Source organism: Citrobacter europaeus, from assembly GCF_037482245.1.
In the GTDB taxonomy this organism is placed as follows: Bacteria; Pseudomonadota; Gammaproteobacteria; order Enterobacterales; family Enterobacteriaceae; genus Citrobacter; species Citrobacter europaeus.
On record NZ_CP148084.1, the window covers coordinates 2,393,723 to 2,418,764 of the forward strand.

General features: G+C 48.2%; 22 protein-coding genes. 6 read left to right on the forward strand and 16 right to left on the reverse strand.

Annotation, left to right across the window (positions count from 1 at the left end; translation table 11 throughout):
* Positions 1-132 precede the first annotated feature (132 nt).
* Both hchA and WHR59_RS11285 read right to left on the reverse strand, forming a co-directional pair.
* A complete protein-coding gene (gene hchA, locus WHR59_RS11280; RefSeq protein ID WP_043016461.1) occupies positions 133-984 on the reverse strand; it encodes a glyoxalase III HchA in 852 nt (283 codons plus the stop codon).
* A gap of 345 nt (positions 985-1,329) precedes the next feature.
* Positions 1,330-2,271: a LysR family transcriptional regulator gene (locus WHR59_RS11285; RefSeq protein ID WP_338844001.1), complete on the reverse strand. Its 942-nt coding sequence runs from the start codon at positions 2,269-2,271 to the stop codon at positions 1,330-1,332.
* A gap of 137 nt (positions 2,272-2,408) precedes the next feature.
* On the opposite strand from WHR59_RS11285, the gene WHR59_RS11290 reads away from it, so the two are divergent.
* Together WHR59_RS11290 and WHR59_RS11295 are read left to right on the forward strand one after the other, a co-directional pair.
* On the forward strand, positions 2,409-3,839 hold the full coding sequence (locus WHR59_RS11290; RefSeq protein ID WP_213733085.1) for an aspartate ammonia-lyase: 1,431 nt from the start codon (positions 2,409-2,411) through the stop codon (positions 3,837-3,839).
* 107 nt (positions 3,840-3,946) lie between these two features.
* Positions 3,947-5,245 carry an anaerobic C4-dicarboxylate transporter gene (locus WHR59_RS11295; protein ID WP_043016458.1) on the forward strand — a complete coding sequence of 433 codons (1,299 nt, stop codon included), beginning with the start codon at positions 3,947-3,949 and terminating at the stop codon, positions 5,243-5,245.
* A gap of 183 nt (positions 5,246-5,428) precedes the next feature.
* Here WHR59_RS11295 and trpS read toward each other — a convergent pair whose 3' ends face one another.
* The 4 genes from trpS to WHR59_RS11315 form a co-directional block, all read right to left on the reverse strand.
* Positions 5,429-6,433, reverse strand: a complete 1,005-nt coding sequence (trpS, locus tag WHR59_RS11300) for a tryptophan--tRNA ligase (RefSeq protein ID WP_043016457.1) — start codon at positions 6,431-6,433, stop codon at positions 5,429-5,431.
* A gap of 219 nt (positions 6,434-6,652) precedes the next feature.
* Positions 6,653-8,437, reverse strand: a complete 1,785-nt coding sequence (locus WHR59_RS11305; protein ID WP_338844002.1) for a diguanylate cyclase — start codon at positions 8,435-8,437, stop codon at positions 6,653-6,655.
* Between the two features lie 119 nt (positions 8,438-8,556).
* Positions 8,557-9,666, reverse strand: coding sequence for an AI-2E family transporter (locus tag WHR59_RS11310; protein WP_047411496.1), 1,110 nt, complete (start codon positions 9,664-9,666; stop codon positions 8,557-8,559).
* A gap of 284 nt (positions 9,667-9,950) precedes the next feature.
* A complete protein-coding gene (locus WHR59_RS11315; RefSeq protein WP_338844003.1) occupies positions 9,951-10,367 on the reverse strand; it encodes a hypothetical protein in 417 nt (138 codons plus the stop codon).
* A 207-nt stretch (positions 10,368-10,574) separates the two neighbouring features.
* On the opposite strand from WHR59_RS11315, the gene WHR59_RS11320 reads away from it, so the two are divergent.
* Both WHR59_RS11320 and WHR59_RS11325 read left to right on the forward strand, forming a co-directional pair.
* Positions 10,575-11,525, forward strand: a complete 951-nt coding sequence (locus WHR59_RS11320) for a helix-turn-helix domain-containing GNAT family N-acetyltransferase (RefSeq protein WP_338844004.1) — start codon at positions 10,575-10,577, stop codon at positions 11,523-11,525.
* Between the two features lie 150 nt (positions 11,526-11,675).
* The gene (locus tag WHR59_RS11325) at positions 11,676-12,635 is read left to right on the forward strand and encodes a YbgA family protein (protein WP_172863068.1); all 960 of its coding nucleotides are present in this window, start codon (positions 11,676-11,678) and stop codon (positions 12,633-12,635) included.
* A gap of 139 nt (positions 12,636-12,774) precedes the next feature.
* Here the strand turns inward: WHR59_RS11325 and WHR59_RS11330 are convergent, their stop codons facing one another.
* The 7 genes from WHR59_RS11330 to WHR59_RS11360 form a co-directional block, all read right to left on the reverse strand.
* Positions 12,775-14,703 carry a putative bifunctional diguanylate cyclase/phosphodiesterase gene (locus tag WHR59_RS11330; protein WP_047411482.1) on the reverse strand — a complete coding sequence of 643 codons (1,929 nt, stop codon included), beginning with the start codon at positions 14,701-14,703 and terminating at the stop codon, positions 12,775-12,777.
* Positions 14,704-14,720: 17 nt separating this feature from the next.
* Positions 14,721-15,215, reverse strand: a complete 495-nt coding sequence (locus WHR59_RS11335) for a molybdopterin-dependent oxidoreductase (RefSeq protein ID WP_043016451.1) — start codon at positions 15,213-15,215, stop codon at positions 14,721-14,723.
* 424 nt (positions 15,216-15,639) lie between these two features.
* A complete protein-coding gene (locus tag WHR59_RS11340) occupies positions 15,640-16,281 on the reverse strand; it encodes a helix-turn-helix transcriptional regulator (protein WP_087050602.1) in 642 nt (213 codons plus the stop codon).
* A 124-nt stretch (positions 16,282-16,405) separates the two neighbouring features.
* A complete protein-coding gene (locus WHR59_RS11345) occupies positions 16,406-17,374 on the reverse strand; it encodes a threo-3-hydroxy-L-aspartate ammonia-lyase (RefSeq protein ID WP_080625134.1) in 969 nt (322 codons plus the stop codon).
* Between the two features lie 27 nt (positions 17,375-17,401).
* Positions 17,402-17,797, reverse strand: coding sequence for a RidA family protein (locus WHR59_RS11350; RefSeq protein WP_172863067.1), 396 nt, complete (start codon positions 17,795-17,797; stop codon positions 17,402-17,404).
* Positions 17,798-18,039: 242 nt separating this feature from the next.
* Positions 18,040-18,348 carry a monooxygenase gene (locus tag WHR59_RS11355; protein ID WP_043016447.1) on the reverse strand — a complete coding sequence of 103 codons (309 nt, stop codon included), beginning with the start codon at positions 18,346-18,348 and terminating at the stop codon, positions 18,040-18,042.
* Positions 18,349-18,384: 36 nt separating this feature from the next.
* Positions 18,385-19,176 (reverse strand): PhzF family phenazine biosynthesis protein, encoded by a 792-nt coding sequence (locus tag WHR59_RS11360; protein ID WP_338844006.1) that lies wholly within the window; start codon positions 19,174-19,176, stop codon positions 18,385-18,387.
* 133 nt (positions 19,177-19,309) lie between these two features.
* Between WHR59_RS11360 and WHR59_RS11365 the strand changes: the two genes are divergently transcribed.
* Positions 19,310-20,008, forward strand: coding sequence for an RluA family pseudouridine synthase (locus tag WHR59_RS11365; RefSeq protein ID WP_181231382.1), 699 nt, complete (start codon positions 19,310-19,312; stop codon positions 20,006-20,008).
* A 38-nt stretch (positions 20,009-20,046) separates the two neighbouring features.
* On the opposite strand, the gene mdtK is transcribed toward WHR59_RS11365, so the two are convergent.
* Positions 20,047-21,420 carry an MdtK family multidrug efflux MATE transporter gene (mdtK, locus tag WHR59_RS11370; RefSeq protein ID WP_047411470.1) on the reverse strand — a complete coding sequence of 458 codons (1,374 nt, stop codon included), beginning with the start codon at positions 21,418-21,420 and terminating at the stop codon, positions 20,047-20,049.
* A gap of 217 nt (positions 21,421-21,637) precedes the next feature.
* Between mdtK and WHR59_RS11375 the strand changes: the two genes are divergently transcribed.
* Positions 21,638-22,285, forward strand: a complete 648-nt coding sequence (locus WHR59_RS11375; protein ID WP_087050600.1) for a riboflavin synthase subunit alpha — start codon at positions 21,638-21,640, stop codon at positions 22,283-22,285.
* 34 nt (positions 22,286-22,319) lie between these two features.
* Here the strand turns inward: WHR59_RS11375 and cfa are convergent, their stop codons facing one another.
* Complete coding sequence (cfa, locus tag WHR59_RS11380; protein ID WP_043016442.1) at positions 22,320-23,468, reverse strand: cyclopropane fatty acyl phospholipid synthase; 1,149 nt, start codon at positions 23,466-23,468, stop codon at positions 22,320-22,322.
* Between the two features lie 291 nt (positions 23,469-23,759).
* Complete coding sequence (gene punC, locus WHR59_RS11385; protein ID WP_338844075.1) at positions 23,760-24,965, reverse strand: purine nucleoside transporter PunC; 1,206 nt, start codon at positions 24,963-24,965, stop codon at positions 23,760-23,762.
* Positions 24,966-25,042: the final 77 nt, after the last annotated feature.

The following is a 25,042-nucleotide window of genomic DNA, read 5'->3' on the forward strand; positions in this document are numbered from 1 at the left end:
CACAAGCCCAAAACACCATAAATATGATCTGACAGGTACATATATCAATGTGACTGTCTCTGCCAGATCAATTACGCCTTACTATAAGAAAAATAAGCCGATTCCTGTATTATACACTTTAGCTAACAATGATTAGGAGGCATAAACTGAAAGAAGCTCTTTAGCTGCCAGTTGACCAAGTGCATTGGCCGCAAAAGGACTGTCCCCAGTGAGCACCTTACGATCTTTGTAAACGCTTCCTTTAATATCCTCATTAACAATGTTCATCCCCATTTGCTTAAGCGCTTCGCCAAAATACCATGTGAGGTGACCAGGCATATAACCTATATCAGGCGTCTGCTTATCAGCTGAATCAGGGAAAGCACAAATAGAATAGCCTTTAAGAGGGTTATCGCCATTACGTAGCGAAAGGAATGCTGCAGGGCCATGGCAAAGGGATATGACGAAGCGGTCATTGTTCATGAACCAGCGAAGGGTATCGGCTACTTCGCTGCTTTCTGGCAGTCCAATCAGTGCGCCGTGGCCACCAGGAATAAACACGGCAGCATATTCACTTTGCTCGTTCAGGCTACTCAATATATTGGACAATTTCTCAGGATTTTGAAACTTAGCCCTATACCCGCTGAAAAATGGCATAATTTTTTCATCCTTATGCGGCATGGCCCAGTATTCGAACTTGGTCATGTAACCTGATATTGTCGCAATGTCAAAATCAAAACCGGCGGCATGCAGGTGATACATTGGAATCAGCGTTTCAACAGGATGGTTTCCTGTTGAGAACAGAGCCCCGCTATCAGTCATCAGGTAACGCTCATCCGCAGCGATGACCAGCACCTTTTTCTCTCCCATGTACTGTTTGGGATAGTTGTAGTCACTAAGGTCAGATACTGGGCTGGTAAACTGACTCAGAGAATAGTCAGAAGGGAAAAATGCGTTTTCTTCAGCATGATCCACTTTCGGGTGTTTACTTTTATCATCTGTCATTACGTATTCCTCGTTGATTGATGTTAACTCTCTTTCCAGGGTCTGAATTCGCCGTTTTTTTCCATTAAAAGCCTTCCGTTTAGTTCACTTCAGCCCGGTGCATGCTTTCAGCGAATGGCCTCTACATGAACGAAACTGAAAAATAGGCTACAGTCAGAACCACACCATAACGCAACTTCTCTCATATGCTGTTTCAGAGAATTCAGACCGCCCTCAGATATTCTTCATCTGAAGAATAGTATTTATAGTTATCCTGATCACATCTGAAAGCGATTGTTGCTTATACCGGGCGCATGACAGAGCCAATACCTACTGGTTGGGTAACAAGCAGGTACGTATACCCATTTATGATAGTGAATTAGCACCCAGGTTCAGGTGATTGTAAAACTGCTGCTCCAGTTTCAATTCCAGTATTGAACGAATCTCAGATGCCAGGTTCTTATAAAATCCTGAAAGCTCATCATTCTTGCACAACAAAACAATTTTGCGACGCTCTTTGGGTTTATTGATCTGAATGATCTTCAGTGAGTCAGAGAAAGCTGGAAAGGTGGTAATAAATAACGGCGTAGTCAACGTCCATCCGTACCCGCAGGCAATTAGCTTTAAAATCTCATCAGCATTATCAATTTCAAACTGAATTGAAGGGGAGAAATTCTGCCATTTCAGCCAGTTGAGTGTCTGGATCCCTGTTGGCGTATTTTTGGTATAAGCAATGTAGTTCCGTTGCTTACATAATTCTTCCAATTCTGTTTCCGGCCATCCTTTTGGGCAAATACAGAGGAATTCCTCCTCAATCAATGGGTACATTTTAACATTGGGCGGCATTTCCGTATGCAACATCGTTACAGCCAGATTAATATCCCCCTTATTCAGCGCCAGGAGCAATCCTGATGCTGTGCCAGTTACCTGTAAAATATGCTTCACCTGTGGTTGCAGGAACTTAAGGATATCCAGACCAACAGTTTTACTAATTGAATCCACAAAACCAATTTTCAGATGTGAGATATGCCCATCGCTTATAGCATTGATATGTTCTTGAAGGTGGACACCGTTATCAATAATTCTTTTCCCAAGGGGGGAGAGAGCCTGCCCGGCTATTGTCATCTGGATTGGGCGTTGAGAACGGTTAACCAGAGCAGTATTTAAGGCGAGTTCCAGGTTCGCAACCTGCTGTGAAATTGATGACTGGGTTACGCTAAGTTTCTTGGCTGCAGCTGTAAATGAGCCTGTATCTATCACGGCCAGAAATGCCTGTAATTGCTTAAAGTCGAAGTTGATATCCTTCATTTACACCCCGGATTATTACTGTTTTTAATAGTATCTATCTAACTTTTAAATGGTATTTTTTCTTTGAGCTACTTCAAACTATCTGTCATATCGGTAATTTAATGTATTGGCAACCTTAATACACAAGAGATAGAAAAATGCGTGAAGAGAAGGATCTATTAGGAACTTTAATGGTGCCAGACGAGGCTTACTACGGTATTCAAACACAACGTGCGGTGTTGAATTTCTCAGTGTCAGGAAAAACCGCAGGAGAAATCCCGCACTTTTTATGGTCTATCGCCGTAATCAAGCAAGCAGCAGCACAGGCTAACAGACAAATTGGTGCTCTGGATCAACAGAAGGCATCAGCCATCGTTAAAGCGTCAGAGGAGGTAATGGCCGGAGATTATGATGCCCATTTCCCTATTGATATATTCCAGGGGGGAGGCGGCACTTCAACTAACATGAATATGAATGAAGTGGTCGCAAACCGTGCCAATGAGATTATCACTGGCAAACGTGGATATGATGAGATTCACCCGAATACCCACGTTAATATGGGACAGTCAACCAATGACGTCATTCCAGCGGCGATGAAAATGACCAGCCGTATGAATATAAATCAACTGTTAGTTCAATTAGAAAGACTTGAAGCCGTGTTGTCAGAAAAAAGTTGCTTGTTCGCTGACAAGGTAAAGTTGGGGAGAACCTGCTTACAAGATGCAGTGCCGATGACGTTTGGCCAGCAATTTGGCGCTTATCGCACACAGGTCAGTAAACTTAAAGCGAAAATGGTGGAAGTAAGCGAAGAAGCATTATTTTTACCGTTGGGAGCAACAGCAATAGGTACAGGATTATCCACTCACGAAGGATATCTTCCGGCAGTTTATCAGTGGCTGGAAAGTATTACTGGAGATAAATATGCCCCAGAATCAGATTTCTTCGATGGTCTCCAACATGGTGATTTCTATATTGAATTTTCCTCGCAGCTAAAAAAAATAGCTGCATTTCTCTCAAAAATGGCTACTGATTTTCGTATTCAGGGTTCAGGACCAAGAGCCGGTTTTAATGAAATTATTGTTCCTGCTGTTCAACCCGGCTCATCAATTATGCCGGGAAAAATTAATCCAGTGATGCCTGAATTGATAAATCAAATTGCGTATCAGGTAATTGGCAATGACCTGACGGTGACGATGGCTGTTGAGGGGGGGGAACTGGATCTGAACGTGTGGGAACCGGTATTGTTGAAAGCTCTCTTTGAGTCCTGCTCGTTATTGAGTAAAGGTATACCCTTATTTATTGATAACTGCCTGAAGGATATAGCGATCAACGAAGAAGTGAGCACGCGTTATGCAGAGGAAAGTACGGCGCTTTCGACCATCATCGCAACACTGTTTGGCTATCAGGTTGGGTCCAGAATTGCTAAGGCTGCGTATCAGCAGCAGACCAGTGTAAAACAGGTCGTGTTAGCAGAAAAGCTGCTGACGCCAGAACAGGCAGATTATTTGCTTGACCCAATGAATATGACTGACCCACAAAAAAGTACAGCAGTAATTAAACAGTATAAAAAGGAAATGAATATTTCGTAGTCAACCGATGTGATAAACAACTAACTTTAACTTAAGGTAATGAATAATTATATTCATTACCTTTACATCCCTTTTGCGTGAATTATAATTTTAAACAGGTCAAATATATGGTGATTTTACATATCGCTTTATTGCTAGGGACTATCATGCTTGCCGCCCGTTGGGGAGGGATTGGCGTAGGGTTCGCTGGTGGGGTTGGATTAGCAATTGCAGTTTTTATTTTTGATGTTCCGGTTGGGAGCCCACCTGTCGACGTTATGCTCATTATTCTGTCTACTATTGTCGCGCTCTCTGCAATGCAACAGGCTGGCGGAATGGATTATTTAGTAACTGTGACAGAGAAATTATTACGCAATAATCCAGGTTACCTTAATATTCTTGCGCCAACTGTGACCTTTATCCTGACAGTACTTTCCGGGACAGGTTATACCGCCATGTCTGTCATGAATGTGATTCAGGAAGTTGCAAAAGATAACGGCATCAGACCCAGTCAGCCATTAAGCTCTGCTGTTGTAGCCTCACAGTTAGGGATTACAGCCTCACCAATCTCTGCCGCCACGGCAATTATGTATGGTACAGTAGAGGTAATGGGAGTCAGTTTTGCTGATGCTATGTTGATTGTTTTCCCCACCGCTTTTTTTGCTGTGTTGGTTGCAGCTTTCATCGCCAGTAAACAGGGCGAAAAACTGGCTGATGATCCCGTTTGTAGGAAAGTTATGCAGGAAAATAAAGTAGTTATAAATAAACATGTCAGCTATGAGACTCCCGCCAGCGCTAAATCATCGGTAGTGATATTCCTGATGGGTGTTTTATTTGTAGTTTGTATGTTGATGTTTAAGTCAGTTATTGGACACAAAATTAACTCCCGCGATTTAATAATCATCACCATGTTTGTTGTTTCCACGGTCATTATTTTTATATGCAAGTTGGATATGAAAGAGCTGAAGAATTCACCTATATTTAAATCTGGTGCTGAATCATTAGTAGTGGTATTAGGTATTGTGTGGTTAAGCAGTACGCTTATTGGCGCACACATTGACGAGATAAAAATACAAGCCAGTGATATGTTGCGTTTATATCCTGGTTTACTTGCAGTTGTTTTTTTCTGTACCAGTGCAATGTTATTCAGTCAGGGGGCAACGTGTGCCTTATTAATGCCTATTGCTGCTTCTATTGGGATTAGTGCTGATGCAATTTTGGCCAGTTTTGTCGCGGTTAGCGCACTTTATCTCACTAATATTTATCCAACAACTGCATTTGCTATTGCAACCGATGATACAGGTTCATTTTTAAGTAAACGATGGAATGGTTCTAAGATAGTTAATCATCCATTCTTTTTGCCGGGCTGTATCTCTATAGTGGTTGCGGTACCAGTCGGTTTCATTCTGGCAAAAATCATTCTTTAATTAATATCATTTCTAAGCAAGTTCAGGACATACCAGGATGTAACGCAGAATATTTTAGCGGGTTAAAGATAACTAACTTTTACTGTATTTGACCAATAAGCTGCGTGTCAGCTTCTGATAACTCCCGGCGATAGTAATTCGTCGGGAGCTATCTTTATTTATCGAAAAGGGTGTTATCAGCGCTCAGAATACCGGTAAACCCAGACCTTGCTTCACTTCTCTTAATGTCTGCTGCGTAATTTCGTGCGCCTGTTCGCTTCCTTTTTTGAGCATCGCCATCAGCATGCCTTTATCCTGGATGTAGGTTGCCCGCCGCTCGCGCATCGGGGCGATAAGCTCTTGCAGGCACATCTCCAGCTCGTTTTTACATGCCCGGTCACCCAGTCCACCGCGCTGATAATGCGCTTTCATCTCAGCCACTTTCGCTTTATCCGGATGAAAAGCGTCGAGGTAAGTGAATACCATATTGCCGTCAATTTTCCCCGGATCGGAGACTTTTAGATGATTAGGGTCGGTGTACATTGCGCTGACCGCATGATGAATAGCCTCTTCGCTGGCGGATAAGAGTAATGTGTTACCGAGCGATTTAGACATTTTGGCATTACCGTCAATCCCTGGAAGGCGGCTGGTTTCACTCAGCAACGCTTTACAGTGCGACAAGACGGGGGCTGGTAACAGGCTATTCATCTTATGTACGATCTCATTGGTCTGTTCAATCATTGGCAACTGATCGTCGCCGACGGGAACCACTTCGGCTTTGAAAGCTGTAATATCTGCTGCCTGACTGATGGGATAAACCAGAAAGCCAACCGGTAACGAGCGGGCAAAACCTTTCTGCGCAATTTCGTTTTTGACTGTGGGATTACGCTCCACGCGAGCTACGGTGACGATGTTCATATAAAGAGTGGTCAGCTCAGCGAGGGCGGGCAGTGCAGATTGCAGACAAATGGTAGTGAGTGAAGGGTCTATACCAGCGGCGAGGTAATCGGCCAGTACTTCGGGAATATTGTCCCGGATCTTTTGCGGCGTGCTGCCGTTATCGGTTAGCCCTTGCAGGTCAGCAACCAATATAAACTGCTGATAATCATGTTGCAGAATAGCACGCTGGCGCAGAGACCCAACATAGTGGCCAAGATGCAGCGGGCCGGTGGGTCGATCGCCAGTGAGGATGATGGTTTTGTTGTACATGTAAGACTCCTTAATCATAAAACCGAAAGGGGTCTTTAAATGCAGATAACCGCCTTTCGGCGGTTATCTAAAAATGGGGAAAACACATTCTGACCGCCTTTAAGAAGGCAGCCACCACTGGTTGTAATTAAATGCGGTGATATCGTGTTTTATGTTCATACAGTTAACATATCACCGCCTGGCGCAGAGGTAAAGCAATGCACGTAATGCCGGCGTAACTCAGCTTGCTTCCAGCATGCCAAAGCTAACGATGCGCGAACGTCCCAACTCTTTAGCACGGTACAGCGCGACATCTGCGGCGCGCAGCAGGTTGTCGCTCTGGGCGTGCTGTGGATAACTGGCAACGCCGATAGAGACATCGACGTGACCAATGTCAGAGACGCCAAAGCGCAGCGACAGCTCGCGTACGCCGTTGTAGATATCCGTTGCAAAGCGGTTAGCGGCCTGTTCATCCGTATTAGCCAGCAGCACCAGAAATTCTTCGCCGCCGTAGCGGAAGGCCATGCCGCTGTCGTGGACAACGCGTTGAATAGTCGCCGCGATACTTTTTATCACGCTATCGCCTGCCTCATGACCAAAGCGGTCGTTAATATTTTTGAAATGGTCGATATCGATCATCAGGCAGCTTATCGGCTCTTTGTTACGTACTGCCTGGCTCATTTGGGTGCGTAGCGTATCTTCCAGATGGTGACGGTTGCGCAGTCCGGTTAGCGGATCGTAGAGCGCTTTCTCCAGCAACGCATCGCGCAGGCGCTGGTTGGCTAACGCCAGACCGAGTGCTTCCGCCATCAGCTCCAGATACGCCCGTGAGGGAGCAGAATCTTTGCTGAGGTTCTGGAATGAGAGCAGACCAATGGCTTCACCCTGGGCAATCAGTGGCACGCACAAAGTGTGCTGCTGGCATGACTCCGGCAGATGATAGCAGGCGATATCGGGTTCGCCTTGCACCGGGGGATGGCTCTGACCACGGCGCACAGCCCAGCACTCGTCCGGGTGGAAAGCGTCTGCTTTGCCCTGTGGTGAAAGCCATTGCGCAACGCAGCGCATCTGCCAGGGTTCGCGGTCCAGTATGTAAAGCCGCCCGGCAATACCCGGGGCAATATTTGGCGCAAACAGCTCGGCCACATTAATGACATCGGCAAAACTCTCGCAGCCCTGCAAACGTTGAGTCATGCGCGCCAGCAGCTCGCGGATAGCCCAGTCGGCATCTCGTTCTTTCTCCAGTCGTTGTCGTACCAGGCCGTTTTCGCGAAAAATTCGGATCGCCTGCGCCATATCGCCGATTTCATCGATCTGGTTAAAGCTGGGCGTTTCCACGGCGTAATCCTGCGACGCCAGACGGTTAACCACATCGCTCAGCCGTACAACGGGGCGTAATACGCGGCGTTTTAAAATAAAGCCGAGGACAAACAAAAATAGCAGTGCCGTTAGCCCGACCATCACTTCCGAGGCCGTACGTAGCGTGCGCGATGCCTGGGTAGCATCTTCAATGGTGTTGCGTACGCGGTTGTCGAGCAACTGACGGAAATGGTCTATCCGATCCTGGGCGCGCTCCAGTTCTTGTTCATAAGTTTTCCCGTACAGCAGGGCGATGGCCTGCGACTCTTCTCCGCGCGCGACGCTGGCAAGCGCCGTAGCTTGTTCATCCTGCAGGGCATCAACAATCTGTAGTCCTTCATGTAACAGCGCCAGCTCTTCATCCGTTGCCCCGATGTCTTTTAGCTTCGACAACCGCTGTTCCACCACTTTTAGCGATGCTTCTTTCTGACGGTAGGCATTAAGCGCCTCAGGATCTTTTGCAATAACATATTCGCGTGCCAGATCGGACAGCGACCAGGCGTCGAGCTCTACTTCTTCGGTCAGCTGATCGAATTGGTATCGCTGCTCCACCACCTGGCGTTCGGTGTTATCGGCGCTGGAGGCCATCAACATGACAACGCCGGAGGCTATGGTCAGACATACCGTCGCGCTGTAGGCCCAGTTGGTGATTGTGGCAATTCGCACTGATTAGTTCCTTCTGCGACGATTAATGAATACGCATGATTGAAATTATAGGAAACGTATGATTTTGCGTGAAAATAAAAAAGGCGGTCCGAGGACCGCCTTCTGTTATCGTCCTGCCATCATAAATCTGGAGGATTTTTTCCTTCTTCCATAAAGGCTTCGTCGATTCCTTCCACGTTACCTGCATGGTCACGCCCGGAAAACAGGTTCCAGCAGGTGATGAACAGTGCGGCAATCAGGGGGCCAATCACAAAGCCGTTAATGCCGTAGATCTCCATGCCGCCGAGGGTGGTAATCAGAATCAGGTAGTCCGGCATTTTGGTGTCTTTACCCACCAGCAGCGGGCGCAGGATATTGTCCACCAGCCCGACGATAATCACGAAGAAACCTACGATAAACAGCCCTTGCCACAACTGGTGCGTAGCGAAGAGAAATATTGCCGCTGGTACCCAGACGATTGCTGAGCCGACGGCGGGTACGAGGGATAGAAACGCCATCAGCGCGCCCCACAGAACGCTGCCGTCGATATCAACAATGGCAAACGCGATGCCGCCCAGGATACCCTGAACTAATGCCACTACCGCCGTGCCCTTGACCGTTGCCCGCGTCACCCCGACGAACTTGGCAAACAGGTGCTGTTTGGCAAAATCGGAAAGCGGTAATGAGTCCAGAATCTGGCGCACCAGGTACGGTCCGTCCTTCAGTAAGAAGAACAGTAGATACAGCATGATGCCAAAGCTAATAGCAAAGCCGAATGTTCCTTTGCCAATCAGGAATGCGCTGCCTGCGAGGTACTGTCCACCCTGCAGGACAATGTCGGACAGTTTTTTCTGAATCTGCGCGACGTTATCCAGATTATGTTCTGCGAGGAAACTTCTGGCCCAGTCAGGAAGATAAGAAATAATGGCGGTGACCACTTCGGGAAACTGAGTGTCGTTTTGTTGTAATTTGGCATAGACCACGTTCAGCTCAATAGCTAACGAGGAGAGGATTATCATCAGTGGGATAAAGACAATCAGACAAATGATGCCGATGGTGAGCAGTGACGCCAGCCCGTTGCGTTCCCCAAGCGCCGTGCGCAGTCTGTTTTTCACCGGGTTAAAGATAGTGGTCAGGATTGCGGCCCACAAAATGGCGGAAAAGTAGGGGGACAATACATCGAAGAATGCCCAGGTCACGAGGGCAAGTATGAAAATGAAGAAACCTTTAGTCAGTCCGTTAAATCGCATTAGTGAACCCTGTAATGAGAAGCAGTCACGACTATAGAACCGTTCAGGGGAATTACCAACTTTAGCTGCAGATATTAAGAAGAAAGATGACAAGGCATGAGCGGACGCCCTGTCATATGAAGGTTCTTTCCTGGCTTTTAAAGGTCAGCAGCGAAGGTCTGCTGCGAGCGAGGAGCAGGCTCTGTTAGCGAATGATTGTCCAGCGGCATCCACTTGCCTTACTGCTGATAAAGAGATGTAATTGATTGCCGGAAGCAGGCTACGACAACTTAAATTTACTAAAGTTAGGAGCGTACAATTGACATCTGAGATTTCGCCCATTTAACAGCATCATTAGTAAGATATTGATCGCCAGTTAAGTAGTCCACTACCAGTCCTCCGGCAAGACCAGCAATACAGCATGCTGTCGCTAAAGCCGATATCCACTCAAGTTCATATCCACCTGTTGAAAACACAATAACTAAGTCAGGTACGAAGGTAGTATTTAACTCATTAAGTTCATCACCATCCACCTCACGTGCAATATATTCGAAGCCCGAAGGTGAACCATTAACAGAACATGGTAAGAAGCCGCTGAACGTTAGAGGATCAAATTCATCATCCAGTTCGCAGGGAAAGCCTGACTGAATGATTGAATCTCTGAGGTCATTAGTTGGTGGGAATTTTTCTATAATTATGTAAATGCCGATATCACGTGACAATTTTCATTCCTTCTCAGATAGGCTCTGGCTTTTAACAATAGATAAAAAACTGATGACTTGAATCGTTATGTCAGCTCATGGCACGAAACGGACAGCCTGATGCATCGCAAGGTCTACTTCGAGCGGGAAGCGGATATAAAATAAGGGATTGACAAATTCCTCACACCAATGGTTGTATGATGCAACTATTGTTGCAGGGTAATGCTCATGATTTCTGAACTAAGTAACATACAAAACATACGTGCGGCATCACGCTTAATGGTGCGAGAGCTTGGGTTCATGAACCAAAACCTGGCTGCAACCGACTATCCTCCTTCAGCAGTTCACGCCATGCTTGAAATTGAAACACATGGGTCATTGACAGCCGCTCAATTGGTCCAGATCTTGGGGCTAGAGAAGTCCAGCGTTAGCCGCATGCTCGCTAAACTTGTTGAAGCCGGAGAGCTTAAAGAAGCTCCTTCTGCTGAAGATGCGAGGACAAAACGGCTAAGCCTTACCGGGAAGGGCGTGGAGACCGTACATAGCATCAATACTTATGCTGACGAACGTGTCGGAGCAGCACTTGGTAAGCTCGATCCGTTTACACAGCAAGCTGTATTACAAGGTCTTTCTTCCTATGCCAACGCGTTGAAAGGCTGTCGTGAAAGAAACGAGGGTAACCTGCGTAACAGCGTAAAAATAGTCACGGGTTATCATCCCGGCATGATAGGTCGTATTACTGAAATGCATGGCGGCTATTACGCCAGAGAACATAACTTCGGCAGTTTTTTTGAAGGGAAGGTTGCCGCAGGTCTTGCTGATTTTTCTGGTCGTCTGGACAAGCCATGTAATCAGATTTGGCTGGCAATCGTGAATGAGCGCATAGTCGGCTCAGTTGCAATTGACGGTGAGGATCTGGGGAATAATGAGGCGCATCTGCGCTGGTTCATCCTTGACGATGGGTGTCGTGGCAGCGGACTGGGTAGAAAACTTATTGGCGAAGCGATGAGATTTTGTGATGAGCAGAGATTCTCTTCGGTTCAATTGTGGACATTTAATAAACTTACTGCGGCAAGACGATTGTACGAATCATTCGGATTTGAATTATCGAAAGAATGGGAAGGCGATCAATGGGGTAATACTATTACTGAGCAACAGTTCACTCGAAAGGCATCTTAAAACCGCTAACCACTTCCCCTGGCGGCCAGGATTTTTTTGAGTACTTGCATCTATCAGTTGAACTCACAGCAGATATCGTACGCTATGATTTAATAGTGAAACCGTTATGTTTTTTCCCGAAAAGGGTCGTCAATAAACGAGGGGGTCGTTATGAACACTCAACCTGTCATCGGGATTAGTGGATGTTTAACCGGTTCAGCCGTGCGTTTCGACGGTGGGCATAAACGGATGGGGTTTGTGATGGATGAGCTGGCTCAGTGGGTGACTTTCAAACCTGTCTGCCCGGAGATGTCCATCGGTTTGCCTGTACCACGTCCCGCGTTGCGCCTGGTTCAAACCGCACGAGGGAATATCCGCATGTGTTTTAGCCATGCGCCAGGTGAGGATGTCACCGATAAAATGTCCGATTTCGCTGCTTCATATATCGATGGACTTGGCGATCTGTCGGGTTTTATTGTCTGTGCTAAATCACCAAGCTGCGGTATGGAGCGAGTGAGGTTGTATGACGAAAAAGGAAATCGTGGCCGAAAAGAGGGCACTGGCCTGTTTACCGGCGCATTGATGGAAAGCTACCCGTGGTTGCCAGTCGAAGAAGATGGCCGTTTGCACGATCCAGTGCTGAGGGAGAACTTTGTCGAGCGAGTGTTCGCGTTACATGAGCTTAATAGGCTGCGGGCCGATGGTCTTACTCGTCACGGCTTACTCAATTTCCACAGTCGCTATAAGCTTCAGCTTCTGGCCCATCACCAGGCAGGTTACCGGGAGATTGGTCCATTCGTTGCATCGCTCCATCAGTGGGATGATCTGGACGCTTTTTTTGTGGCTTATCGCGAAAAGCTCATGGCAATCCTTAAAAAGCCCGCCTCGCGGAAAAATCACACCAACGTACTGATGCATATCCAGGGCTACTTCCGCGATCGATTAAACACCCGCCAGCGCGGAGAGTTACGTGACGTTATCCTCAACTATAGCGGCGGGCTGCTGCCAATACTGGCGCCACTGACGCTACTCAAGCACTATCTTGCTGAATACCCGGACAGCTATTTGCTTACCCAGAACTATTTTGATCCTTATCCGAATGATTTAGCACTACGGTTGATGATCAAGTAGCCTGATAGCGAATCAACATGGGGCCGATATAACCATGTTTGCGAAGGTTATCCTTGCGATCCCGCAGGGATAACGCTCGCGGTATGCAGATGAGAAAAAACGCGGCCCTGTATCCACGAGTAAATGTGTCGTCCGTGATTTAACCGTTTCTGATTTCCTCATCAATGCAAGGCTGAGGTTTGCCAAACAGATATCCTTGTGCAAAATCGCAGCCCAGTGCCTGAAGACTTTCAAGTTGCTCCTGCGTTTCAACACCTTCTGCAACAGCCTTCATATTGAGGGATTTCGCCATGCCGGTGATCAGTTTGATGATATTAAGGGCGTCTTCCTGTGTGGATATCGAATGCACAAAGGATTTGTCTATTTTGATTTTATCGAAGGCAAGTCTGCTGAGGCGCGAAAGAGACGAGTATCCGGTACCAAAATCATCGATGGAAATTTTCACGCCCAGGGCTCTGAGCTTATTAAGCGTGTTCATTGGTGTCGTACTCTCAGTAAAGAGAGAAGACTCTGTCACTTCCAGTTCGAGGCGGTCCGGTGGAAGTCCTGTTTCTTTCAGTATGGTTAACACGATGCCGGCAAAGCCTTTGCTGCTTAGCTGAACAGGGGAGACATTGACCGAAATCTTAGCCGGAACCGCCCAACACGCCGCTTCCCTGCAGGCAATTTCAAGCACCGCTTTACCCATCTCATTAATCATTCCTGTTTTTTCAGCAACAGGAATAAAGCTATCAGGCGACAGCAGACCTTTTAGAGGATGAATCCAGCGAATCAGCGCTTCATAGCTGTAAATTTTCTGGCTGAAAGAATCGACAATAGGCTGGTAATAGACCACGAATTCTTTGTTCACTATTGCCAATGCCATATCATGCTCAAGCGTTCTGCTTTCTTGCAGCTTTTCTAACATGCGTTGCCGAAAGACTTTTATCTTACCTGAGCCTTCATTTTTGGCCTCATACAGGGCCAAATCGGCAAATTTATAAAGATAGTCGGAGCGACGTTCAGTTTCTGAGATAACGATGCCAACACAGGTAGTTATGTTGATAATCGTGTTGTAAATAGTGTAGGGCTGGCTGATAAAATCACTTATTTTCTGGGCTCGTGAAACGGCCCGGCTTTCTGTCAGACCGCTCGACAGAAACGCAAACTCATCCCCTCCTAAGCGATACAGGGTATCCGAAGTCAGGCTCATCGAAATCAGACGGTCTGATATCTGGCGCAATAACATATCACCAGCATCATGACCATACGTATCATTTACCTCTTTGAATCGATCTAAATCGAACAACATCACGGTCACAGCATCGTTATTTTTTTCTGCTATCTCGATTGTTTTATTTAAATCGCTCCAGAATAGCTGGCGGTTATTCATCTCGGTAAGAGAATCATGGTAGACGTCATATTCCAGTTTAGCATTCTGGATTTGTAGCTTTTCTTTAGATTTCTGCAGTTCTTGGGCCAGACTCTTGACCTGAAGGTGCGCCCGCAGAATATTTCTGTTTTGATAGAAAATGAGCACGCCCAGAATCGCACTGAGTATTATCAACAATACAGAGGTAGCTGAGTAAATATAGTACAGCGTTTGAATTTTTTGGTTGGCGTTATTGATCGAGTTAACATCCTTGTTTAAGGCACCGGATGAAAGACGGCCAAGTGGTGCATCCAGAGCATGCATTTTTTTCAGATATGCCTGGAGTGCTGAACGATTCATGCTCTCAAGATTAACATCCAGATAACTAAGAGTATTTTCAAGTTTTACCGCCAGCTCACGGTGGGCTATATTGCTTTCTATGTAGCGCCCCAGGTCACCTTCTTTTATCAAATCACTCTGGCTGAGCATAATGTCGAGACGCATACGTACATCATCGAGATTCATCGTATCATCGATAGTGTAAAGACCAAGCAACGATTCAAATCGGTAATATTGTGATACCAACTGAGCAGCAGACCAGGAATCGGTGTAATGAGTCAGTTTCTGTAGCTCTTGTTGCCGTTCATGCACTAGGAAAGAGATATACCCGGTAGATATAAAAAGAAAAAAGATGATGCCAGCCAGTATTCTGTTCATGATGTTCCTCTGAACGTTTACTCAATATCCATACTACTGACCTGCCATGCAGACCTTGAATAATAAATCTGATTATTCAGTTCTGGCATGCTGTCATAGGGGTACACAATGAATAGCGGGCCTTTGTCACGGATGCGCATATATTTTCCGTTGATTTTTAAAGCAAGGATAGCATTGTATTTTTTGAAATCACTGAGAGGGATAACGGTGGTGTAGTCATTGAGCGCAGTGACCTTCACAACAGAGCCATTCGCCCCGACATAATCCATGATTTTTTGAAGTGGAATACCCGTAAAGGTAGTGCGTCCATTATACCAGGGGGAGGTGGTCTGGAAGCTGACCATGCCGAGCTTCTCGAGGCTGGCGGTATCAAAAACGGCTTTCCCATCAGCATTTGTATTTTCAATATTACCCGACAGCGTTAAAAGAACTTTACCGGTGGGCCTGGAAAGTTCACCTGCCCAAAGCTGGGTGGAGAGTACAAAGCTTACCAACATGACCATTAACCGCATTCTTACCTCACCAATCAGCCGGATGTAAAAGAATTATAATTTAGATATCACGCTATTTATATATATTGCATAGGTATTATTGGTGCAATAAATTCAGTATTTTTTAAATTCTTTTAAATCAGTGGGTTAGTTGTTATTTGTTCTATTGTGATGCATTAGCAATGCTGGTGGTGTTATTTGAGTAAAGCTAAATTTCACTGTGTACGTACAAAAATAAGTCATCTATTTACTCAGCGCCAATAAATACGCACGAAAATAAAGGTTTATTTTTTCACTGCAGCGGGATTTGGTTGTTTACTGGTGGATAACTATATCGGACACGAAATTGGGCACGAAGCCGCCCTTAGTATAGCGGGAGCGCTTCGTGTCGGTAATCAAGAGCAGACATTCTATGCTGCGGCAAGTGTGGTCTATCTGAACCCGTTTATTCACCCGCCTGAACTGACTGACGGGCATACAGATAAGCGGTAGCCCTGGAAACGCCCAAATGCTGCGCGACGGTATCCATAGATTTTCGTACGTTAAGCAAACCGTCTTTGCGTAATTGTTGAATCAGTCGCTTACGGTCTTCAGGTTTAAGGGCGCGGGCCGTTGTGGCGCGCTTAGCTGCAAAGTCATCGATACGCTGGCGGATGACTTCATTACTACCAGGATCGATATGTTCCTTAACAGGCGAGTCTGTGGTTTCAGTAAAACGCGCGAGGGCGCTCTGCATGCCACGAAACAGCGTCATATCCACATTCAGACACAGTGCTGCTACGTATATGCCTTTTTCATCCTTGATGCCTATGGACGTGCTTTTCACCGGGCGGCCATCGGCAAACTGGTTGCTGTAGTTGGCAATGATACTGGGAAATTCAGGCGATGCGATTCTGGCCAGGCCAAGCTCTGTTGCCGGTTGGCCGGGTTCACGTCCTGACAGGTTATTATGGATGGATAAAATGGCATGTTCAGGATTTTTGAGATCATGAACTACCACTTCGCAAAATGGAGAAAAGGTCTCACTCAAGCCCCTGGCGATAGTATCAATTTGGCAGAGAAGTGAATTGTTGTCGGTTTTTGGCATGCCAGTCTCCTGCGGTGATGCCTGTTGCCACGATTGCGAGCAGTTTACAGTGAGCTGGGCTCGCTTTTCCAGACGGGAATGTACAGACAATAGTAAGGTATCCGCTTAGCAGATACCTTTTCGATCACCCGGCAAGGAATTCACTGTAACGGCTGATATCCACGTTGCCACCGCTGATGATAATGCCGATTTTCTTACCACGCAGTTCAGCTTTACGCGCTCTGGCGGCGGCGAAACCCAGGCAACCGGTCGGCTCCACGACAATTTTCATTCGTTCAGCGATAAATTTCATTGAGGCGACTAATTCATCGTCTGAGACAGTCAGAATATCGTTCACGTTTTGCTGGATAATTGGAAACGTAATATTCCCGAGATGTTGAGTTTGAGCGCCGTCAGCAATGGTTTTAGGTGTATCGATATGAACAATTTTGCCGCTGCGAAACGACTGTTGACCATCATTTCCTGCTTCGGGCTCGACGCCATAGATGATGCAGTCAGGAGACAAATGTCGCGCTGCCAGTGCGGATCCTGAAAGCAGCCCGCCGCCGCCCAGACACACGAAAAGAACGTCTAACTGACCCACTTCCTCAATCAGCTCTTTTGTGGCGGTGCCCTGGCCCGCAATCACGTGCGGATGGTCGTAAGGCGGGATTAGCGTCAACCCGTGTTTTTCTGCCAGGTCCCGGCCAATTTTTTCACGATCTTCGCTATAGCGATCGTACATCACCACATTTCCGCCATAGCCTTTTGTTGCGGCAACTTTAGCTGCCGGGGCATCATGCGGCATGATAATGGTCGCCGGGATCCCCAACAATTTTGCCGACAGGGCAATGGCCTGCGCGTGGTTGCCGGAAGAAAAAGTAACGACGCCCGCAGCGCGTTGTTCCGGGGTGAACTGGCGCAACGCATTCATGGCGCCGCGAAATTTAAACGCGCCCATTCTCTGGAAGTTTTCGCACTTGAAGAAAACTTCAGCAGCAAATTCTTCATTAACCGTTCGGGAGGTCATCACCGGCGTTCTGTTGGCATAATCGGCGATGCGTTCTGCCGCAGCGGCCACATCGTTATAATCTGGCAGTGTCATTTCAGTCATTGTTGTTCACCTGTATGTCGTTAAACGTTACGCTTGTGGGGCCAACGCAATGGCTTCAACTTCCAGCGCGAAGCCATAATGAAGCTCAGCAACGCCTGCTACGGCACGGGATGGGCGGAAATCACCGATCCATTCTCCATAGATTTTGTTAAACGTCGGCCACTGGTTCATATCCGTCACATAGACGCGAACAGACACCAGATGCTGACGGGAAACTCCAGCACCCGCCAGACAAGCATCAATATTCTTGAGTACCAGTCGGGTTTGATCTTCAAAAGAGGCATCCGCTTTTTTCTCGCCATCAAAAGTAACCGGCAACTGCCCTGAAATGAAGACGAAGCCGCCAGCCGTTGTACTGTGCGAGTAATGACCTGCTGGCGGGAAGCTTCCGGCAGATGAGTTCGATGTAATGTCCACGGACAAAAGAAATCTCCTGTAGCTGATGATAATTCACTTTGTATAAAATAATACTGTTTGTCTTATTTATACGCTTTCATACTGCTTTCGGCTAGTGGTAGTTTTCGCGGGTGATAATTTTGTGAACTATTGCAAACGCGGCACACGCTATTTCGCCATCGTGAGGTGGCGAAAAGGGGGGGCTTTTGATGAGGGGGACGGCAGGAGAGTGTAGCAGCGCCCCGGAGCGGGGCGTCTGGGGGAAAATATTAGCCGATATGACCGTGGTTAATCTTACTTAATGGTTCATTGATATCGAAGATTTTGAACGTCACGTCTGTCACGCCTAAATGCTTCAGGCGGGCCGTGTGTTTTTTGATATAGGCCAGCGCGGTGTTTTCATCCTGGAACAAGTAGATGCCACCCGCTTCATTATTTGCTGCGTTTTCGGTCCAGATTTTCCAGATGAACCCTGGCTCCTGGTTGATTGATTCGGCCAGTTCAACGAGCTGATTCGACATCTCAGCCCCAAACGGACCATGAAAATCAAAGTGTATCTGTACGAGTTTGTTCGACATAAATCCTCCATGGATGGGTTAATTCGGGTAAGGCTGTTAGCGCAACAGCACGTGACCCGTCAGATAAGTTACAGCTTGTCCGCCGATGTAAACACGCGTTCCTGTCAGTTGGCAGCGTAAATCCCCGCCGCGTGCCGAGACCTGGCGCGCCAGCATCTGTGTTTTGTTCAGTTTTGCAGCCCAGTAAGGGATCAGCATGCTATGTGCCGAGCCTGTGACGGGGTCTTCCGCAACGGCTTCGCCCGGGCAGAAGAAACGGCTGACGAAATCGTATTCCCCATCACCCGGTGCGGTGATACAAACCATTTTCCCCAGCGGAAGCATGGCGTGGATGTTTGGGCGCACTGCCTCAACCTGCTGTTGATTCTCCAGCACCACCATGTAATCGCGTGCGACGCGCACCTCTTTGTATTCGGTGACGCCTAATGTTTCCAACAATAAGGTGGGCGGCTCGACAGGTTCACTTTGCCAGGCCGGAAAATCAAGCGTCAGCCATTCACCGCTGCGTGTGACCGTCAGCGGACCCACAAACCGGGTAGCAAAATGGAGGGTAGTGTCCGGGTAATCCAGATGTTCAAAGATGACATGCGCGGCGGCCAGAGTGGCATGCCCACACAGATTGATTTCTCCCTGAGTGGTAAACCAACGCAGCTCAAAGCCATTTTCCTTGGCGACAAAAAAAGCAGTTTCAGACTGGTTATGCTGCTGCGACATTTTTAATAATGTTTCATCGGGCAGCCAGTCAACGAGCTGACAGACTGCTGCGGCATTACCGCCAAACGTCGTGGTGGTAAAGGCATCTACCATGTAAAAATCGATTTGTTGCACTGTGTAACCCTCTCATCGCACTCGGGATAATCCACACTCTATCATGCAATGATTGCCATGGGTTAAGCGCGCCGATTCGCCTGGCTGGTCAAAATTCGTTATCATCCGTTCCCACACTTTATCCAGGCCGCTCATGTCTACGATCCTCGATACCTTCATTGCCCCACCTTGTCATGACGAGATAGAGATCCTCTATCAGGACGAGCACCTGGTGCTTATCAATAAACCCAGCGGGCTGCTTAGCTTGTCGGGGAAAAATCCGCAGAATCTTGATTCGGTACATTACCGGCTGGTACAGATTTACCCCGGCTGCACGCTGGTTCATCGGCTTGATTTTGGGACTTCAGGGCTGATGGTGGTTGCCCGCAACAAGGCTATCAATGCCGCGCTTTGCCAGCAGTTTAGCCAGCGTACGGTCACTAAGGTATACAGCGCGCTGTTATGCGGACATCTGGAAAACGATGAAGGGATTATCGACGCAGCGATTGCCAAAGACCCGGCGCTGTTTCCACTGATGTCGATTTGCGCTATTAACGGCAAACCTGCCCGCTCGCGCTATCAGGTTATTGAGCGCTTTTATCACCCCCTGGAGGAGGGGACTTTACTCCCCTTGACGCGCGTACAACTGACGCCTGAAACTGGGCGAACCCATCAACTACGGATCCACTGTCAACAGTTGGGGCATCCTATTTTGGGGTGCGATTTGTATGGCGGGCGTCTACTGCCAGGCAGTGAACTAACCCCGCGGCTGATGCTGCATGCCAGTGAGTTGCATTTCAGGCATCCTGTCCACAAACAGTGGGTGAATGCCGAAAACGCCAGCCCCTTCTGAAGCTGTCAAAAAGCCGCCAGATGGCGGCTGTTATGGGGTTATCGCGCGGCGCGTTGTAAAATAACTGCTGATGGCTGGCGTTGTAGAAACCGCATGCGCAGCATCATCAGTATCGCCGCAGAGGTCAGGCCGATAATAAAGCCCATCCAGAATCCCGCCGGTCCCATCCGGTCAACGACCAGATCGGTAAGCGCCAGAATATAACCGCTTGGCAAACCCAGCACCCAGTATGCCGTAAAGGTAATAAAGAAAATGGAACGCGTATCTTTATAACCACGCAGGATACCGCTGCCAATAACCTGGATAGAGTCCGATATCTGATACACCGCGGCCAGTAACATGAGCTGCGCCGCCAGAGCGACTACTTCCGGGTTATTGTTGTAGAGCAGGGCTATGTGCTCGCGGAATGTCACGGTGAAAATCGCCGTTACCATCGCCATGCAGACCCCGACACCCAGACCCGTTCTGGCGGCAGTTTGCGCATCCAATGTTGATCCCTGGCCCAGACGATAACCGACACGAATGGTGACGGCTGCAGCCAGAGACATCGGCAAAACGAACATTAACGAGCTGAAGTTCAGTGCGATCTGGTGTCCGGCTACGTCGACAATCCCCAACGGGGAAACCAGCAGCGCCACCACCGCAAACAGCGTCACTTCGAAAAATAGCGCCAGCGCGATAGGCAAACCCAGTTGAATCAGACGTTTCATTACGGCGGTGTCCGGTTTCTGGAAACCACGCTCATTACGAATATCGCGCATCGAGCGTGCGCGTTTTACGTAAGACAGCATGGCGATAAACATCACCCAGTAAACCGCTGCCGTAGCTACGCCGCAGCCCACGCCGCCCAGTTCCGGCATGCCTAAATGCCCATAAATGAAAACGTAGTTAACCGGAATGTTCACCAGCAGGCCGAGAAATCCCATCACCATCGCCGGTTTCGTCTTGGCCAGACCTTCACACTGGTTACGGGCTACCTGGAAGAACAAATACCCAGGCGCCCCCCACAGCAACGCGCGCAGGTAGCCGACGGCTTTATCCGCCAGCGCCGGGTCAATATTATGCATGGAGTGAATAATGTAGCCTGCGTTCCACAGCACTACCATTATCAGAATGGATACGCTGCCCGCCAGCCAGAATCCCTGGCGTATTTGATGGGCGATTCGATCCCGGCGTCCGGAACCATTGAGTTGCGCAATTACCGGCGTCAATGCCAGCAGTAGTCCGTGACCAAACAGAATGGCCGGCAGCCAAATGGACGTACCAATGGCGACGGCCGCCATATCCGTGGCGCTGTATCCGCCCGCCATGACGGTATCAACGAATCCCATTGCGGTTTGAGCGATTTGCGCAAGAATCACCGGAATTGCCAGAGCTAATAACTGACGCGCTTCACTTACATACTTTTGCACGTGTACACCACTATATTGTTGTTATTTGAGAGACTAAAAAAGCCGCCTTATCTGGCAGCAAGGAGAAAATGCAGGGGAAATTTCAGTCTATTGTAGCGAGGAATACGTAATTCTCCAGTGAAAAAACAGGCAGGCGCGGCGCATCGCTGGCAACCTGAATTTCCACCTGCTATTGTGCTGTGCAGAGATGTCTTAATTGAGTTCAGGAGTTTGAAGTATGTTTACGGGTATTGTGCAGGGCACCGCGAAATTGGTGTCCATTGATGAAAAACCAAATTTTCGTACGCATGTCGTGGAGTTGCCTGAATATATGCTGGATGCGCTGGAGACTGGCGCATCGGTTGCTCACAATGGGTGCTGCCTGACGGTCACCGAAATTAACGGTAACCAGATAAGCTTTGATCTGATGAAAGAAACGCTGCGCATCACCAATTTGGGTGACCTGAAGGTCGGTGATTTGGTCAACGTTGAGCGGGCGGCAAAATTCAGCGATGAAATTGGCGGACATTTAATGTCGGGCCACATTATGACTACCGCCGAAGTGTCGAAAATTCTGACCTCTGAGAACAACAGACAGGTGTGGTTTAAGGTTCAGGATCCATCGCTGATGAAATATATCCTGTACAAAGGATTTATCGGTATTGACGGTATCAGCCTGACGGTCGGTGAAGTGACGCCGACGCGCTTCTGTGTGCATTTGATCCCGGAAACGCTGGAGCGTACGACGCTTGGCAAGAAAAAGCTGGGCGCGCGGGTCAACATTGAAATTGACCCTCAAACTCAGGCGGTGGTTGATACCGTTGAGCGTGTGCTGGCGGCGCGTGAATGCGCCATCAGTCACGTCACGGGCGAAGCGGGAGCGTAGTGTCAAGCCCCCGTTGGCTCGGGGGCGATAACGATTAGCGGGGAACACGCAGACCGTGTTCAACGCCGCGGGAAAATACCACCTGCCATAGCTGAATGTCGCGAGCACGAAACGCCCCCGCGCAGGCGTTCAGGTAATAGCTGAACATCCGTTTGAAACGTTCGGTATAGTTATCGGCGATTTCGGGCCAGGATCTCATGAAACGCTCGTGCCAGGCCATCAGCGTTGTATCGTAATCCGCGCCAAAATTATGCCAGTCTTCCATCACAAAATGTGGCTCGCTGGCGTTAGCTATCTGGCGAACTGACGGTAAACAGCCGTTCGGAAAGATATATTTATTGATCCACGGGTCAACGTTATTGTCGGTCTTTTTGGAGCCGATGCTATGCAGCAAAAAGAGACCGTCAGGTTTTAAATTACGATCGACCACCTCAAAATAGGTGGCGTAGTTCTTCGGCCCCACATGCTCAAACATGCCCACGGAGACAATGCGATCAAATTTGTCGTTCAGGTCTCGGTAGTCCTGCAGCAAAATGGTGACATCCAGCCCCGCGCAACGCGCCTGCGCCATTTTCTGCTGTTCTGCCGAAATGGTCACACCCACTACGCTAACGCCATACTGTGATGCCATAAACTGGGATAAACCGCCCCAGCCGCAGCCAATATCAAGCACCCGCATTCCTGGCTTCAACTGCAGCTTTTCAGCAATCATTTTTAGCTTCGCCTGCTGGGCAGATTCCAGGGTGTCGGCATCTTTCCAGTAGGCGCAGGAATACTGCATATAAGGGTCCAGCATGCGGGTAAAAAGGTCGTTGCCTAAATCGTAATGTTCTTTACCGACGACCCACGCACGTTTTTTGGTCTGTAAATTGAACAGGCGGGCCGTGGCGATACGTAGCGTATCTTTAAAGTGGCGGGGGAGTTGGTTTTCAAGACCCGCGCGCAGGACTTTACTAAAAAACATGTCCAGCCGGTCACATTCCCACCAGCCATCCATATAACTTTCACCCAACCCTAACGATCCTTCCTGTAATACGCGTTTGAAAAAATCGGGGTTTGTTACGCGAATATCCGCCGGTGCCGGGCCATTAATGGTAATGCCTGCACGGCTCAATAATTCATTGGTGATGCGGTACCAGTCATCATCCGGTACGCTGACGTCTTCTATACACGATGAACTCATAGCTTCTCCATCACTGGTCGGTGATCAGAACCTTAAAACAGCGTAGACGCTTTTTTGGGCTTTGTGAGAAATCTCACGGAATTAATCCGCGAATCTATAATCCGACGTAGAACAGAGGAAGGGAGGAACCCTTGCCGAAAAGGCCATCCGTGGAAAAACGGGAACGTTCTTGTCACCGTTAATACATAGAAATTATCGTTATTTTTAACAACCGGAAATCAGTATAGGCCTGATTTTTTATCGATTCAACTGATAATTGTTAGCGGGCTAATTAATTGCCCGCAACAATCTTTAGTGAGACTCACCGTGGGCAATTTGCGCACGATCATCTGTTTGCGGGGCGTCAGCTTTCTGTGATTGCATTTTGTAACCCACGCCCGCCAGCAGCACCGTTGTCAGCATCACGCTGGTGGTGGTGAGCAGTGGGGTAGCGATTAACCAGGAAACCACAAGGCTTGCGAGGAAGCATAAACCCAGTTGCAGTGTGTTCTGCAATGCGGCTGCGCGTCCTGTTGCTTGTGGGAAAGGACGTAATGCTTGCGCGACGACGATAGGATAGATTGCCCCGTTAGCGATCGCCATCACACAGAATGGGATCAGGATTTCAGCCAGCGCAACATGATGAATAAAGCCGGTTGCCCAGGTGGCCACAACGCTGATGGCATACAGAATGAGTAACCAGGGCAGCAGTTGACGGCCCTGCCATTTTTGCAGCGCAGCGCGGCAGCCGTAACCACCGATTAAGAAAGCGATAGTTTGCGGAACATAGCTCAGGCCAATCACCGCTGGACTGTAGCCCATTTCGCTGAGGATGAACGGGGAACCCGTCAGCCATGCGAAAAAGCTTGCGGAACAGGCGGCATAAATCAGCACGTTTCCGCGGTAAGTTTTCGAGCGTAGCAAGGTGGCGAACGTCGGTTTGTCCTGGCTGTCGTCGCGTGCTTTAACCGTCGGTTTTAAGCGCAGTGCGGGAAGCATCAGAATTAGGGTAATGGCAAAAAGGGTGGCGAAAATGGCCTGCCAGGAAAAATGTACCAGGATCCAACTGCCTAGTAATGGTGCTAATGCCGGAGATAATCCGACCAGCGGCATAATGGTGGCAAAGATGCGGTTTACTTTTTGTGAAGGATAATAATCGGTGACCAACGCCTGCCAGATAACCGATGCAGCGCAAACACCAACGGCCTGGACAAAGCGCAGCACCAGCAGGCCGGTGGCGTTTTCAACCCACAGCATGCCCAGACTGCCCAGTGCAAAGATAGATAAACCCAGCAGCAAAATAGGTTTGCGACCGTAGTGGTCGGAAAGTGGCCCCCACAAAAGTTGCGCGACGGCAAAACCGGCTAAGAACAAGCTAAGGCTGGCGCTGACGGCAGATGCAGGTGTTTGCAAATCGGACTGAATTGCGGCAAAGGCGGGCAGATACATATCCGTTGCCAGAAAGCCGAGCACGCTAAGACCTGCCAGCCAGACTAAAAACCCTTTCCCAGGTTGCATCATCATTTCTCTTTTTTTAGCAATAGAACAATGCCGCTGAGTGTAGTGAGTGTAATTCTCGCTGTGAAACGCTAATA

Coding starts and splice junctions, on each gene's coding strand:
- WHR59_RS11340 (WP_087050602.1), bottom strand. CDS start 16,281: ATGCCAAAAACCGACAACAATTCACTTCTCTGCCAAATTGATACTATC.
- WHR59_RS11295 (WP_043016458.1), top strand. CDS start 3,947: ATGGTGATTTTACATATCGCTTTATTGCTAGGGACTATCATGCTTGCC.
- hchA (WP_043016461.1), bottom strand. CDS start 984: ATGACAGATGATAAAAGTAAACACCCGAAAGTGGATCATGCTGAAGAA.
- WHR59_RS11330 (WP_047411482.1), bottom strand. CDS start 14,703: ATGAACAGAATACTGGCTGGCATCATCTTTTTTCTTTTTATATCTACC.
- trpS (WP_043016457.1), bottom strand. CDS start 6,433: ATGTACAACAAAACCATCATCCTCACTGGCGATCGACCCACCGGCCCG.
- WHR59_RS11310 (WP_047411496.1), bottom strand. CDS start 9,666: ATGCGATTTAACGGACTGACTAAAGGTTTCTTCATTTTCATACTTGCC.
- WHR59_RS11375 (WP_087050600.1), top strand. CDS start 21,638: ATGTTTACGGGTATTGTGCAGGGCACCGCGAAATTGGTGTCCATTGAT.
- WHR59_RS11345 (WP_080625134.1), bottom strand. CDS start 17,374: ATGACTGAAATGACACTGCCAGATTATAACGATGTGGCCGCTGCGGCA.
- cfa (WP_043016442.1), bottom strand. CDS start 23,468: ATGAGTTCATCGTGTATAGAAGACGTCAGCGTACCGGATGATGACTGG.
- WHR59_RS11290 (WP_213733085.1), top strand. CDS start 2,409: ATGCGTGAAGAGAAGGATCTATTAGGAACTTTAATGGTGCCAGACGAG.
- WHR59_RS11335 (WP_043016451.1), bottom strand. CDS start 15,215: ATGCGGTTAATGGTCATGTTGGTAAGCTTTGTACTCTCCACCCAGCTT.
- WHR59_RS11365 (WP_181231382.1), top strand. CDS start 19,310: ATGTCTACGATCCTCGATACCTTCATTGCCCCACCTTGTCATGACGAG.
- punC (WP_338844075.1), bottom strand. CDS start 24,965: ATGCAACCTGGGAAAGGGTTTTTAGTCTGGCTGGCAGGTCTTAGCGTG.
- WHR59_RS11325 (WP_172863068.1), top strand. CDS start 11,676: ATGAACACTCAACCTGTCATCGGGATTAGTGGATGTTTAACCGGTTCA.
- WHR59_RS11285 (WP_338844001.1), bottom strand. CDS start 2,271: ATGAAGGATATCAACTTCGACTTTAAGCAATTACAGGCATTTCTGGCC.
- WHR59_RS11320 (WP_338844004.1), top strand. CDS start 10,575: ATGATTTCTGAACTAAGTAACATACAAAACATACGTGCGGCATCACGC.
- WHR59_RS11355 (WP_043016447.1), bottom strand. CDS start 18,348: ATGTCGAACAAACTCGTACAGATACACTTTGATTTTCATGGTCCGTTT.